Below are 13,671 nucleotides of genomic sequence, written 5' to 3'. Positions count from 1 at the left end.
CGCGCGGCCTGCGGTTGATGCTATCAACGAGCCTCCGCTTTGCCCCTCCACGAGGACGAGGATGGACGGTAAATTCCTGAATATTATCCTGGTCGAGGACGACACCGTCGACGTGATGAACGTCCGGAGGGCGTTCGAGAGGGGCAAGATCACGAACCCGCTCTGGGTGGCGGGCGACGGCGTGGAGGGGCTCGATCTGCTGCGCGGCAACCAGGTGCCCAGGGATCGGCGCCTCGTCCTGCTCGACCTGAACATGCCCAGGATGAACGGCATCGAGTTCCTCCGCGAGCTCCGGGCCGACGTCTCGCTCCGGGCGACGCCCGTCGTCGTGCTGACGACGTCGAACGACGATCGGGACAAGGTGGACGCGTACGATCTGAACGTCGCGGGCTACCTGCTCAAGCCGGTGACGTTCCTGAGCTTCGTCGAGCTGATGACGGCGCTGAACCGTTACTGGACGCTCGTGGAGATGCCTTGAGCCCGAGGTCGGTGCGCCTCCTCGTCGTCGACGACGACACGGTCGATCGGATCGCGATCTTGCGTGCGCTGCGGAGCGGCCGCGTCGACGCCGAGATCAGGGAGGCCGATTCCGTCGATTCGGCGCTCGCGGTGCTGTACGAGCAGCAAGTCGACTGCGTGCTGCTCGACTATTACCTCCCCGGGGGCGACGGGCTCGCGGTGATCGAGGCGGCGCGCAAGGCGAAGCTCACGGCGCCGTTCATCATGCTGACCGGGCAGGGCGACGAGTCGCTCGCGGTCGATCTGATGAAGCGGGGCGCGGCGGACTACGTGCCGAAGAACCTGCTGACGCCCGAGCGGCTCGTGCAGAGCCTGCGCCACGTCCTGCGGCTGAGCGAGGTGGAGCGCCGCGAGGAGGAGGCGCGCAGGGCGCTCGCCCGCCACGCGAGCCAGCTCGCGCAGCTCACCGAGGCGACGCTGCGCATCCACCGGTCGCTCTCGCTGAACGAGCTGATCCAGCGCACCACCGACGAGGCGCGGGCGCTGCTCGACGCGGGCGTCGCGGCCTCGCGGCTGGCGGCGCGGGGCGTGGAGGAGCGGCCTTTGACGGGCATCTCGCTGTCCGAGGAGTACGCCGGGCGGGAGGACCGGGACGGCATCCGCGAGGTCGCGTTCGGCCTGATCGAGCGGAGGAGCACCAGCGTCCGGCTGACGGGCGACGAGATCGCGAGCGATCCGACGTGCGCCGACGTGCTCTCGCGCGCGCCGGCGGAGCTCCACCCGCGCTCGCTCCTCGCGGCGCCGCTGCGCGGCCGGGACGGCCAGTGCATCGGGAGCATCCAGCTGCTCGATCGGCGCGACGGCCCCTTCGTGGAGAGCGACGAGGTGCTGCTCACCCAGCTCGCGCAGTCGGCGTCCGTCGCCCTGGAGAACGCGCGGCTCTACAACGAGGCGCAGGCCGCGACGCGCGCCCGGGACGACCTCCTGGCGATCGTGTCGCACGATCTCCGGAACCCGCTCAACACGATCGCGATCACGGCGTCGCTGCTGCGGAGCGATCTGCTCCAGCGGGAGGACGGCGACGACGACGACGCCGTCCAGCTCGTCGACCGCATGGACCGCGGCATCCAGAGCATGACGCGGCTCATCGAGGATCTGCTCGACGCCTCGCGCATCGAGGCGGGGCGGCTCGTTGTGTCGCCGAGGGTGGAGCGGGGCGGGACGCTCGTCCGCGAGGCGATCGACGCCGCCGCGTCGCTCGCGGAGGCGAAGGGCTGCCGGGTGACGCAGGGGCCGCTCGACGCGGGCCTGGAGGTCCTCGCCGACCGGGATCGCGTGCTCCAGGTCTTCTCGAACCTGCTCGGCAACGCGCTGAAGTTCACGCCGCGGGGCGGCGTCGTGAGCGTGTCGCTCTGCCGGGTCGCCGACAGCGCGCGCTTCTCGGTGGCCGATACGGGCCCGGGCATCCCGCCCGAGCACCAGCCGCACCTCTTCGATCGCTACTGGAAGGCCTCGCAGGAGTCGCGCACCGGGGCGGGGCTGGGCCTCTACATCGCGCGCGGCATCGTCGAGGCGCACCACGGGACCATGGCGGTCGAGAGCGCTCCGGGCCAGGGGACGACGATCCACTTCTCGCTGCCCCTGGCGAGCTGAGGGGCGTCAGGGCGACGGCGGCGAGCCCCCTCGGCCGATCCCGGGGAGGAAGCGGCCGACCTTCGCGCAGTAGGCCGCGTACGCGCCGCCGTGGGTGCGCAGGAGGTACGGCTCCTCGACGAGGCGGACCTGGAGCTCGATCGCGACGACCAGCGCGACGAGAGAGGCGAGCGCGGCCGCGTTCGGGAGGATCAGCAGCAGCCCGAGCGCGGCCAGCATCATGCAGCTGAAGACAGGGTTGCGCACCACCGCGAACGGGCCTCCGGTCACGAGGCCGGTGCGCTCCGCGTCGCTGACGCCGACGCGCCAGGACGCGCCCATCGCGCCCTGGGACCAGAGCGTGCCGAGCGTCCCCGCGATCGTCATGGCCGCGCCGAGGCCGACGAGGGACGGGCCGGGATCGGCGAGGGGCCCGATCCAGGCCGCGAGCTCCGCGACGGGGGCCAGCGCTCCCAGGACGAGCGCGATCACGAAGAGCACGCCGCCGAGCCACGGCAGCGACCCGGGTGGCCCCGAGATGCCGCGGAAGCCCGCCGATCCTGTCGCGCGGAGCTGCCTGAGCGAGCGCCATCCGAACGCGAGCGCAAGGTAGATCCCGTAGAGAACGAGGGCGAGCCAGGGTCGGTTCATGTCGAGCTTTCCTGTCGATGGGTCAGCCGGTAGAGGACCGGCAGGACGAGCAGCGTGAGCGTCGTGGACGAGAGGATCCCGCCGATGACGACCGTCGCGAGCGGGCGCTGCACCTCGGAGCCGGTGCCGGTGGCGAGCGCCATCGGGACGAAGCCGAGCGCCGCGACGAGCGCCGTCATGAGCACGGGGCGGAGCCGCGCGATCGAGCCGTGGAGCACGGCGTCGTCGAGCGCCTCGCCGCGCTGCCGCAGGTTCTCGATGAACGTCACCATCACGAGCCCGTTCAGCACGGCGACGCCCGAGAGCGCGATGAAGCCCACGGCCGCCGAGATCGAGAGCGGGAGCCCGCGGCCCCAGAGCGCGAGGACGCCGCCGGTGAGCGCGAGCGGGACGCCGGTGAAGATCAGCGCCGCGTTCCTGAGCGTCCCCACGGAGAGGAAGAGCAGGCCGAAGATCAGCCCGAGCGCCCCAGGGACCACCACGGCGAGGCGCCGCTGGGCGGCGAGCATGTTCTCGAACTGGCCGCCCCAGGACATCCAGTAGCCCGGCGGGAGCTTGATCTCGGCGTCGATCCGCGCCTCGGCGTCGGCGACGAAGCCGCCGAGGTCGCGCCCGCGCACGTTGCACTGGACGACGACGCGGCGCTTGCCGCTCTCCCGGCTGACCTGGTTCGGGCCCTCCTCCACGCCGATCTTCGCCACCGCGCCGAGCGGCACGAACGCCGCCCGCTCGGGCGCGCCGGCCGCCGCGGCGATGGTCGGGCCGCTCGGTCCGGTCGCGTGGCCCCCCTTGCTCCGGAGCGGGATCGGGAGCCGGTCGAGCGCCCCGATGTCGCGGCGGATGGAGTCGGGCAGCCGGAGCACCAGATCGAAGCGCTTGTCCCCCTCGAAGACCTCGCCGGCGCTCACGCCCCCGATCGCGGCCTCGACGACCGCCTGCACGTCGGCGACGTTGAGCCCGTAGCGGGCCACCATGCGCCGATCCACGTCGATGGTCAGCACCGGCAGGCCCGTGACCTGCTCCACCTTGACGTCGGCGGCGCCCGGCGTCGCCCCGAGGAGCGCGCCGATCCTGCTGGCCTCCTTGAGCATCACGTCGAGGTCGTCGCCGAAGACCTTGACCGCGACGTCGCTCCGCACGCCGCTGATGAGCTCATTGAACCGGAGCTCGATCGGCTGGCTGAACTCGTAGTTCTGCCCCGGCAGCTCGTGGATCACCGCCTCGATCGCCTCGGCGAGCTCCTCCTGCGTCTTCGCCTTCTTCCACGCGCTCCGCGGCCGCAGCATCAGGTAGGTGTCGGAGACGTTCGGGCCCATCGGATCGGTCGCGACCTCGGCCGTCCCGGTCCTGGCGAAGACGTGCTCGATCTCGTCCGGGAACCGCTCCCTGAGGAGGCGCTCGAGCTGCGCCTGCATGGCCACGCTCGTCGTGAGGCTGATCGACGGGATGCGCGCCGGCTGGAGCGCGAGCGCCCCCTCGCTCAGCTTGGGGGCGAACTCGCTGCCGAGCCCCGCGGCGACCAGGCCAGAGGCGGCGAGGGCGACGCCCGCGATCGCGACCACGATCGGCCTGTGGGACAGCGCCCAGGTGAGCGCCCTCCCGTAGGCGCGCTTCGCGTGGTGAAAGAGGAGGTTCTCCTTCTCCGACACGTTGCCCTTGAGGAGCAGCGCCACGAGCGCCGGGATGAACGTCATCGACAGGATCGTCGCCCCCGCGAGCGCCAGGACGACCGTCTGCGCCATCGGCCGGAACATCTTCCCCTCGATGCCGGTCAGCGTGAGGATGGGCAGGTAGACGATCGCGATGATGAGCTCACCGAAGATCGTCGCCTGGCGGACCTCCTGGGACGCCTCGTAGGCGAGGTCGAGCCGCTCTTCGCGGGTGAGCACCCGCCCGAGCCGGCGCTGCTCCTCGGCGAAGCGCCGCACGCAGTTCTCGACGATGATCACCGAGCCGTCGACGATGAGCCCGAAGTCGATGGCGCCGAGGCTCATCAGGTTGCCGCTGATCTTGCTCTCGACCATCCCGGTGACGGCGATCAGCATCGAGAACGGGATCGCGAGCGCCGCGATGAGCGCGGCCCGGAGGTTGCCGAGGAGGAGGAAGAGCACAACGACGACCAGCGCCGCCCCTTCGAGAAGGCTGTTCCTGACGGTGCTCAGGGTGGCGTCGACGAGGTAGGTGCGGTCGTAGACGGTCTTGACCGTCACGCCCGCGGGCAGCGACTTGTTGACCGCCTTGATCTGGTCGTCCACCCGCCTGGAGACGGCTCGGCCGTTCTCCCCGACGAGCATGATGGCCGTGCCGATGACCGCTTCTTCTCCGTCCTCGGTGGCCGCCCCCGTGCGGAGCTCCTGGCCGACGCTGACCTCGGCGACGTCCTCGATCCGGATCGGCGCCTCGCGGTGGTTGCCGACGACGATGCCCCGGATGTCGTCCTCGCTCTGCACGAGGCCCGTGGCGCGGACGAGGTACTGCTCGCCCTTGTGCTCGATGTACCCCCCGCCCGCGTTGGCGTTGTTGGCCGCGAGGGCCTCGAGCACGTCGCGGAACGAGAGCCCGTAGCCGACGAGCTTCGCCGGATCGGGCGAGACCTGGTACAGCCGCTCGTGGCCGCCGATCGAGTTGACCTCCGTCACCCCCGGCACGGTCCGGACCTGGGGCCGCACGATCCAGTCCTGGATCGTGCGTAGATCGGTGAGGTCGTACGGCTTGCCGTCGGGCCGCCTGGCGTCCGGCGCGGCCTCGAGGGTCCACATGTAGATCTCGCCGAGGCCGGTCGCGATGGGGCCCAGCTGCGGCTCGCCGAGCCCTGGCGGCAGGCTCTCCTTCGCGGCGCCCAGGCGCTCGGCCACGAGCTGCCTCGCCCAGTAGATGTCGGTGCCGTCCTCGAAGATCACCGTCACCTGGGAGAGCCCGTAACGGGACAGCGAGCGCACCTGCTGGACGCCCGGGATCCCGCCCATGGCCCACTCGATGGGGAAGGTGATCTGGCGCTCGACCTCCACGGGGGAGAGCGCCTTGACCGACGTGTTGATCTGCACCTGGACGTTGGTGATGTCCGGGACCGCGTCGATCGGCAGGCGGGTGAAGTTGTAGGCCCCGAGCGCGCCGACCGCGAGGGTGACGGCGACGACGAGGAAGCGATGGCGAATCGAGACGGACAGGAGCCGCGAGAGCAAGGTGAGCATGGGGTCCTCGCGCTCCTCAGTGCTGGTGTCCGGCCTCGGATTTGCCGAGCTCCGCCTTGAGGATGAAGCTGTTCTTGCCGACGTAGCGCTCGCCTGCGGCGACGCCGGCCTCGATCTCGACGACCGGCGCGCCGCGCCGCGGTTCGGCGGCGGGCCCCCCGCCCGCGCCCTCTGCCGCGAGCGCCACCCCGCTCGTGCCACGGCGCCCGATCTTCACGGGGCGGGCCTCGAAGCCGTCGCCCTCCTCGACGAAGACGACGTCCTTGCCCTCGACCCGCTGGATGGCCTCGTCGGAGACGACAACGGGCGCGGCCGCCTCCTCGACGGCGATGTCGGCGGTCGCGAAGAGCCCGGGGCGCCACGCGGCGCCCGGGCTCTGGAGGACGACGCGGGCCACGGCGGAGCGGCTCTGCTCGTCGACGACCTGCCCCAGGTACGCCAGCGTGCCCTGCGCGCTCTGCTCGATCCCCTCGGCCTTGACCCAGGCCGTCTGGCCGATCCGCGCGCGGCTGAGGTCCTTGGCGTAGACGGTGACGTTGACCCAGATGGTCGACAGGTCGGCGATCACGAAGACCTGGGTGTCTTCCTTGAGCACCTCGCCGATGGCGATGTGCTTCTCGATGATGGTGCCGTCGATGGGGGCGACCAGCGCGTAACCGGTGCCCTTGCCCGCGCCCGAGCCTGCGGCGGCGCTGAGCTTCTGGGCAGCGCTGCGGTGCTCGATCCGCGCCTCGGCGACCGCCTGCCTGGCCGCGAGGTACTCCTTCTCGGCCGAGATGCGCTCCTTCCAGAGCGCCTCGTGGCGCGTGAAGCTCGCCTCGGCGAGGGAGAGGCGCTCCTTGGCCGCCAGGAGCTCGCGCTGGAGCTCGGCGAGCTCGCGGCTGTCGAGCACCGCGAGCACCTCTCCTCGCGTGACCGTGTCGCCCAGCTGCTTCTTCACCTCCCGCGCCGTCCCCGGCACGCGGGGCGTGACGTGCGCGATGGCCTCCGCGTTGAGCGCGACCTCGCCGGGGAGGGTGACCGTCACCGCGACGTTGCCCGGTCCGGCGGTGAGCATCTCCAGCCCGGCGTTCTGGATCATCGCGGGCGACAGCTTGAGCCTGTCGCCGTGGGCGTGCGCTTCCCCGGGCTCGTCCGGCGCGTGCTTCTCCGCGCGGTCGTTGTCGTGGTCGTGGTCGTGATCGCCGTCGTGGCCATCGCCGTGCGCTCCCTCCTTCTCGCCGTGCTGATGCCCGTCGTGCTCCTCGTGGCCGGCCTCGCGGTCGTGCCCGTGGCGTCGATGCTCGACGCGCACCGTGATGGCGACGGCCGCGACGACGAGCGCCAGGACGGCGGCGGCGATCGCGGCGATCACCTTCGGGGAAAGCTCTATCTTCCGCGGGGGAGCGCTCATCGGGGCGCCCTCCCCGCGGCGACCAGGAGCTCGATCTTGGCCGCCGCGTGCGCGTGCTCCGCCTCCAGCAGCGCCGCCTCGGCGTCGATGACCTCACGCCGCACCAGGAGGACGCTCGCGAGATCCTTCTCGCCGAGCTCGTACCCTCGCGCCGAGATCGCGGCCGCCTGTTCCATCAGGGTGGCCGTCGGTGTCAGCGCCTGGAGGGCCTCTTTCGTCGCCTTGTAACGCGCGTAGAGCTGGGCGATGTGGCCCGCGGCGCCGGTCCGCGCGGCCTCGGCGCGGGCCTGGGCGACGTCGATCTCCGCGGCGGCGGTCGCGGCGCCGGCGCGGTTGGCGTTGAGGATCGGCAGCGGGATCGCGAGGCCGAGCATGCCGATGTTCGCGCCGTCGTCGCGCTCGACCTGGGCGACGACATTGACGGTGGGCCACCCGGCCGCCCGCTCGCGCTCCGCCCTGGCCCGCGCGGCGTCGACCGAAGCCTCGGCGGCCCCGACATCGGGGCGCCGCCCCAGGTCGCCGAGGATCGACGCGAGCGGCGGCGGATCGTCGGGCGGCACGAGGGGCCCCTCCACCGGGGGCAGCTGCTGCGCTGCTCGCAAGGGGAGGCCGAGCAGGCCGAGGAGCGCCGCCTCGTCGGCGTCGCGTGTGCCTTCCGCCGCCTTCGCGGCAGCCTGGTCGCGCCCTCTCTGGAGCGACGCCAGGGCGACATCGACCTCCGGCACCTCGCCTGCCTTGCGCTGGCGCTCCGCGGCGGCGTGGAGCCGCTCTGCGAGCGCGACGCGGGCGCGGGCGAGCTGCACCTGCCGCTCGCCCCGGAGCACGAGGGCGTGCTGGAGCAGGGCGGCGAGCAGGACGCGGCGCCGGCCGTCCTCGGCGTTGATCTCGGCGGCGCGCTGCTCGGCCTTCGCGGCTGCGATGCGCTCGCCTCGCTGGCCGCCGAGCTCGATCGGCCACGCGAGGGACGCCGAAGCGGCCACCGGCTTGCTCCCGTCGGGGTTGAGCCGAACGCCGCCCATGCCGGTCAGCACGGGGTTCTCCAGGGAGAGCGCGCCTGCGGCCGAGGTCGCGGCGCGGGCGACGCCGGCCTCCGCCGTGGCCACGCGCGCGCTCGGGGCTGCGCGGGCGAGGTCGGCGACGCGGGCGCGGGTGAGGGGCGGCTCCGCGGCGAGGGCCGCCGGTGGCGCGATCGACAGGAGGTGCAGGGCGAGCGAGGAAGCGACGAACAGACGGCGCACGGGGGGACGGAACATGGACGGACAGCCCTCGAGCGCTTGGAGCGCTCGCGCGAAGAACCGCGGTTGTGCCCGGTCAGGGTCGCGTGAGAGGGCCGAGCTCACGGCGACGCGGCGCAGGGGCGCTCAAACGCCTGTGCGCTGCTGCCGTGCTCGCGGGTGCGACACCTGACGAGGGCGCCTCAGGCGCGCGGGCGTCGGGGTGGCCGTTCGAGGCGGTGAGGGAGGCTGCGCCCTGGCATTTCCGGCAGCGTCGACGCGGCGATCTCGTACGCCTCCAGGAGGATGTAGGGCAGCGCGGCGCCGACGGACAGCGTCATGGGGATACGGCCACAAGCGCAGTCGCTGCAGCTGGGCGGACAGTCCTCGTGGGAGCTGTCCGGCGCCGCGTCCTCCTCGTGATGGGCCGACGACGCCTCGAGCATCGGGTGCTCGCAAGCGATCGTCATGCCGAGCGCCTGGAGGGTGTGGCCCTGCGCCAGGAGACCGACGACGAGCAGCACCGGGAGCGCGGCGCGGATCCAGCGAAGGATCGCGCTGCGGTCACGATGGGGTCGCCGGACGCGGAACATCCGATGCGAGCGTGGGGGAGGACCAGACGGGCGTCAAGGAAGGCGTTCGGTCGAGCCCGACCAGGCCGCTCGGCGACCGATGCAAGCCTGTGCACGCCGTCGACGCGCGCCCGAACGGAGGATTGAGCAGGAATGCGCACGACACGGTCATCGCGGCACCCTGGACTCCACGCTGGAACATGCTGAGTGGACCCTCCACGAACAGCATGGGTCCGCCTTCAAAGCCCCCCTGCCGCGGACACCTCGCGCGCACACCCCGATGGATCGATTGGCGTGGACGCCAGTGCGATGGGCACATGAACCATCGTGCGTACCGCGCGAGTCTGCGAGGATCACCTGGACCTGACGGCCAGCGAGGAGCCTCGGGGGCAACCGCCGAAACGACACGTCGGCCAACCGCTCGGAGGAGCCCTGAGGGCTCCCAGGCGCGCTCTCCTGTTCCTCCCCGGCGCGAGCTCGTGTGACATCCGCCCCGAACAGGCGGTCTGTCGCACGCCCCTCCCCGGAGCGCCACTCTCCACGCGGTATGTGCTGCCCGCATGCATCGCCCTGCGTCCAGCTGGGCGCAGACGAGCGCTCAGCGGTGCCAGGGCAAGCCGTCGAGACCCAGACGCGTGCTCCGAAACCGGGCGGCCCCGTCAAGACACAAGGGCAGCGTCACCGGCACCGCACACGAGCCGAGGGAATGCGCTCAGGCGGGTGTGCACAAGGAGTGGAGAACGAGGCGTCGAGAGAGAGACAGGGAGTGCGAAGGGGGGGACTTGAACCCCCACGGTGTTACCCGCTAGCACCTCAAGCTAGTGCGTCTGCCAATTCCGCCACCTTCGCGAGTGCGGTTGCGGGACGGAACCTACCCAGCTGGCCGGGGAAGTCAAGCTAATCCTCACAACGTCGTCACACGGCGCAGCGCCCGCGCTGGTCAGCCGGGCGTGGCGGCCTCGCGGCCTCGGCCGATCGCCGGCTGCCACGGCGACGCGCGCACGATGCGGTGCGCGCGCCAGAGGAGCACGCCCGCACGCACGGAGCGCCGCGCGCACCTCGCCCGCGGGCTCTTCAGCGGACGAGCGCCTCGACGATCTCGCGGATCTCGAACGGCTTGCGCACCCAGGAGACGCCGGAGTTCGCGGGGAGAGGATCGGCGCCGGCGCTGCCGGACATGACAACGAGCCGCACGTCCGGGTTGGCCCTGCGCACGGCGGAGACGGTGCCGAGGACGTCCTGCTGGATCGGCGAGATGTCGAGCAGCGCAGCCTGGAACGGCCCGGAGGCGAGGGCCCCCGGGAGCTCGACCGCGCTCTGCACGCTGACGATGCTCGCGCCGCGCGCGGTGAGCGCCGTGTCGAGCAGATCCACCACCGCGTCGTCGTCCTCGACCACCAGGATCCTGACGCCGTCGAGGATCGTCCCGTGCTGCGGCGGCGACGTCGTGGTCCGGGGCACAGGCGGCTTTTCCTTGGCTCCTGCTTCGCCGGGCGGGGCGTCGGCGGGCGGCGTGTCCTCGACGGGCCAGCGCAGCTCGAAGCGAGCGCCCTCCTCCGAAGGCACGAGCGCGAGCGCGCCGCCGGCAGCGCTCGCCAGCGCTGCGGAGTGGCGGAGACCGATGCCCGCTCCGCCAGGCCGCGTCGAGACGCCGGAGCTCAGCAGCGTCGCTCGGCGCGACGGCGGAACGCCGGGCCCCTGGTCCGCGACGCCGATGACGACCGCGGCGCCCTCCAGCCTGGCATCGACACGGACGGACGAGCCGCGGGGCGACAGCGCCACGGCGTTGAGCAGGAGGTTCGTCAAGATCTGCACGACCGCAGCGCCGTTGCTCACGCCGGTGCGCGCGACCGTGGGCTCGATCACCGCGCGGAGCGCGATCGCCGAGCGGCGCGCCTCGGGCTCGAGCCCCATCACGGCGTCGTCGATGACGTCGGCGATCAGGCGCGCCGGCTCCCCCAGCGGCCTCGACGCGACCTCGCCGTCGCCGGCCGGACGCCCCTCGGCGCCGATGGCCCGCCGGATCAGGCGGCGAGCGTCGCGCGCGCGGGACGCGGCGACGCCGAGCGCGCGGCCGAGCTCGGGGCCTTGCTCGCCCTGCGCGCGCTCGATGCAACCCACGATGACCGTGAGCGCGTTGGAGACCTCGTGCAGCGCGATCGCGAGCTCCTGCGCAGACGGAAGCGAGGTCCCGGTCGCGCGCTCCTCGTCGGCGCGCTGGCCCAGGTCGCCGCGCGGAGGAGGCGCGAGGGTCAGGCCATCCTCGGTTGAAGGCTCCGATGTCCCACCGCGCGTCGGCTGCGCCACGGGCGTTAGCCTATCTCGCTCCGCGCTGGGCTGGTACCGCCCTTTTTCGCTCCGACTTCACCGGGACATCGATGGGGGGAGCGGCAGTACATAGGAGCCATCGGCCGCCGACCGGGTCTCGCCGATCTGGATGCCCCTCGTCTCCTGCGCTGTCGCGCCCTGGACCGGCAGCCAGGCCACGACCGTGGCGTCGCCGAGCCGGGCGCCCGAGGCGTCGCGGGCGACGCCCTGGAGCACGGCCGGGAACGAGATGGCGAGCTCGAGGTCGGTGACCGCGGCGTCCATCGCAGAGACCGTTAGGCGCGGCCTGACGAGCCACGGGTAGGTGGAGCCGGGTGCCGGGCGGACCGAGAAGTCGAACTCCCCTGGGTCGATGCCGATCGAGAACGCGCCGTCACGGAGGACCCCGGACGCCTGCCGGGGCAGCAGCGGCCCGGGCGTCAGCACCTGGCCGATGTAGGGCGTGATCTGGCCGCGGGCAGGGACCGCGAACACGCTGGCGCCGTCCATCAACTCGCCCATGGGCCCCTGGACGCGGCCGCGCAGCGTCCCGGCGTCGGGGATGACGACCGACTGGCCGCAGTAGCAGTCGTCGCCGGCGGCGAACTTGAGCGCCTGCTTGACGGCCGCCTTGGTGGTGTCGTTGAGCGGCTGCGCGAAGAGGACGTACTCGCCTGGCGGGAGATCGGCACGGAAGAGGCCGTTCGCGTCCGTCTCGGTGTCCAGCTTGTAGGCGGCGGTGGGCGCCCTGTCGATGATGGCGCTCTGGATACGGACGGCGGAGAGCACCGGGTTGCCGTTCACGTCGAGCGTCTGACCTTCCACGCGGCGCGCCGCCGCGTCGAGCTGGAGGAGCGACAGGTCCAGGTTCCCCGTGGAGCCCTGGAGCGCGAGCGCAGCGAGCTCCCAGTAGACCGTGGGCCTCGGCACTCCGTCCTTCGGACGCAGCCGGATGAGCGGGCTCCTGCTCTTGTCCTTACCGGGCCAGTAGAACTTCACGCTGAACCCGACCTGCGTCGCGGTCGCCTGCGGGTCGGGCTCGGCCTGTTCGAGGAGGCCTACCTGGGAGAGGACGCTGCCGGTCACCGGGTCGACGAGATCGAGCTTCCACCCGTCGACGCGCACGCCCTCGGGCACCTGCAAGCTGCCCTGGAGCACGGCGGGCGCCTCGGCGTTGATGCCGAGCGTCCACTGCTCGGGGACCACCTGGTCCGGCAGGAAGATCGGCGGGGGGATGTCGTCGAGGCAGTCGGCGCGCGCCTGCGGGATCAACGAGATGTGGTAGTCGCCTGCGGGGATAGAGAGCTGGAATCTCTGGCCGTCCTGGCCGTCGGTGCCCTCCGGCTCCGAGAGCGTCGAGTAGCTCTGGGTGGGCAGGCCCAGGATCGGCGCGATGCGCCGGAACTCGACCTTCACGGGGAACTGCCGGCCGGCCAGGGGAGGCAGCCCGCCGGTGCGGTTCTCGCAATAGGAGCCGCTGAGGCGCACCGTGGCGTTCACGCTCGCGGGCATGGGGATCGTGAGATCGACGGAATGCACCTGCCCGCCAGGGTCCTGAGGAGGGAAGCCGCTCGCTGCATCGATGGCGAGGAGATGGGAGACCTCCGCGCCCAGCTCGGGCGAGGCGCGCGGCCGGATCTCGAGGATGAGCCCCTCGAGGCTCGCGCTCGTCGAGACGCACGCGCGTTGCCCGCTGACATCGGCGCAGGTCGCCCCCGGGCCGCACTCGACCGACCCGTCGCAGGCGTTCATGGGGGCGGAATCCGCCATTTCGAGGGGAATGCCGCAGGCCACCGAGGTCGCCAGGCTGGCGAGCAGCGCGGCGCACACGGCGTATCGCGCGCTCACCGCGCCCTCCTCGCCAGGGACGCAGCGCGCGCAGCGCGGAGCAGAGACCGCCCCCGTGGCGGTGCGGCGGGAGAGCGCCGCGGCTCCGCGGAGACGCCGGCGAACGATGGCCGCCGAGCTGATGAGAGCGACGCGCGGAGCCCGAACGGGTCCGCACCCGAGCAGGCGCAGGGGAAAATCACACCCGAACGAGAAGGCGATGTTCGTGCCAATCGACAGACAGCGTTCCGGGCAGCGTGTGGCGTGCATCCGCTCGACAGGGCGCCGCGCAACCCGCGGCGGCGCTGTGACAGCGCTGTCGCGTCGAGACGGATGCGCCGATGCGGCCACCCCGCACTCATCGCAATCAGACGAAGCACGGACATGCACACGGGAAAGCTCGGGTGAGAGGGGACACGACCGGG

Annotated in this window: 9 protein-coding genes and 1 tRNA gene; 2 read left to right on the top strand and 8 right to left on the bottom strand. The window is 72.2% G+C overall.

Annotated features, from left to right (window positions below; translation table 11 throughout):
- The first annotated feature begins 61 nt into the window (after window positions 1-61).
- Both WME95_RS47645 and WME95_RS47640 read left to right on the top strand, forming a co-directional pair.
- Window positions 62-478 (top strand): response regulator, encoded by a 417-nt coding sequence (locus tag WME95_RS47645; protein WP_437547580.1) that lies wholly within the window; start codon window positions 62-64, stop codon window positions 476-478.
- Window positions 475-2,112, top strand: coding sequence for an ATP-binding protein (locus WME95_RS47640; RefSeq protein WP_437905803.1), 1,638 nt, complete (start codon window positions 475-477; stop codon window positions 2,110-2,112). Before WME95_RS47645 ends, WME95_RS47640 begins: the two co-directional genes overlap by 4 nt.
- Window positions 2,113-2,118: 6 nt before the next feature.
- Here the strand turns inward: WME95_RS47640 and WME95_RS47635 are convergent, their stop codons facing one another.
- The 8 genes from WME95_RS47635 to WME95_RS47600 form a co-directional block, all read right to left on the bottom strand.
- Window positions 2,119-2,742, bottom strand: a complete 624-nt coding sequence (locus WME95_RS47635; RefSeq protein WP_437905802.1) for a methyltransferase — start codon at window positions 2,740-2,742, stop codon at window positions 2,119-2,121.
- A complete protein-coding gene (locus WME95_RS47630; protein ID WP_437905801.1) occupies window positions 2,739-5,933 on the bottom strand; it encodes an efflux RND transporter permease subunit in 3,195 nt (1,064 codons plus the stop codon). Before WME95_RS47630 ends, WME95_RS47635 begins: the two co-directional genes overlap by 4 nt.
- Window positions 5,934-5,949: 16 nt before the next feature.
- On the bottom strand, window positions 5,950-7,326 hold the full coding sequence (locus WME95_RS47625) for an efflux RND transporter periplasmic adaptor subunit (protein WP_437905800.1): 1,377 nt from the start codon (window positions 7,324-7,326) through the stop codon (window positions 5,950-5,952).
- On the bottom strand, window positions 7,323-8,579 hold the full coding sequence (locus WME95_RS47620; protein WP_437547575.1) for a TolC family protein: 1,257 nt from the start codon (window positions 8,577-8,579) through the stop codon (window positions 7,323-7,325). The genes WME95_RS47625 and WME95_RS47620 overlap by 4 nt, the downstream gene beginning before the upstream one ends.
- A gap of 164 nt (window positions 8,580-8,743) precedes the next feature.
- Window positions 8,744-9,133: a hypothetical protein gene (locus tag WME95_RS47615; RefSeq protein WP_437905799.1), complete on the bottom strand. Its 390-nt coding sequence runs from the start codon at window positions 9,131-9,133 to the stop codon at window positions 8,744-8,746.
- 746 nt (window positions 9,134-9,879) lie between these two features.
- A tRNA-Leu gene (locus WME95_RS47610) sits at window positions 9,880-9,961 on the bottom strand.
- A 225-nt stretch (window positions 9,962-10,186) separates the two neighbouring features.
- The gene (locus tag WME95_RS47605) at window positions 10,187-11,419 is read right to left on the bottom strand and encodes an ATP-binding protein (RefSeq protein WP_437905798.1); all 1,233 of its coding nucleotides are present in this window, start codon (window positions 11,417-11,419) and stop codon (window positions 10,187-10,189) included.
- Window positions 11,420-11,476: 57 nt separating this feature from the next.
- The gene (locus tag WME95_RS47600) at window positions 11,477-13,267 is read right to left on the bottom strand and encodes a carboxypeptidase-like regulatory domain-containing protein (protein WP_437905797.1); all 1,791 of its coding nucleotides are present in this window, start codon (window positions 13,265-13,267) and stop codon (window positions 11,477-11,479) included.
- Between the last annotated feature and the right edge of the window lie 404 nt (window positions 13,268-13,671).

The organism is Sorangium sp. So ce327 (genome assembly GCF_051530205.1).
Lineage (GTDB): Bacteria > Myxococcota_A > Polyangia > Polyangiales > Polyangiaceae > Sorangium > Sorangium cellulosum_B.
This window is presented reverse-complemented; position numbering and strand designations above follow the sequence as displayed.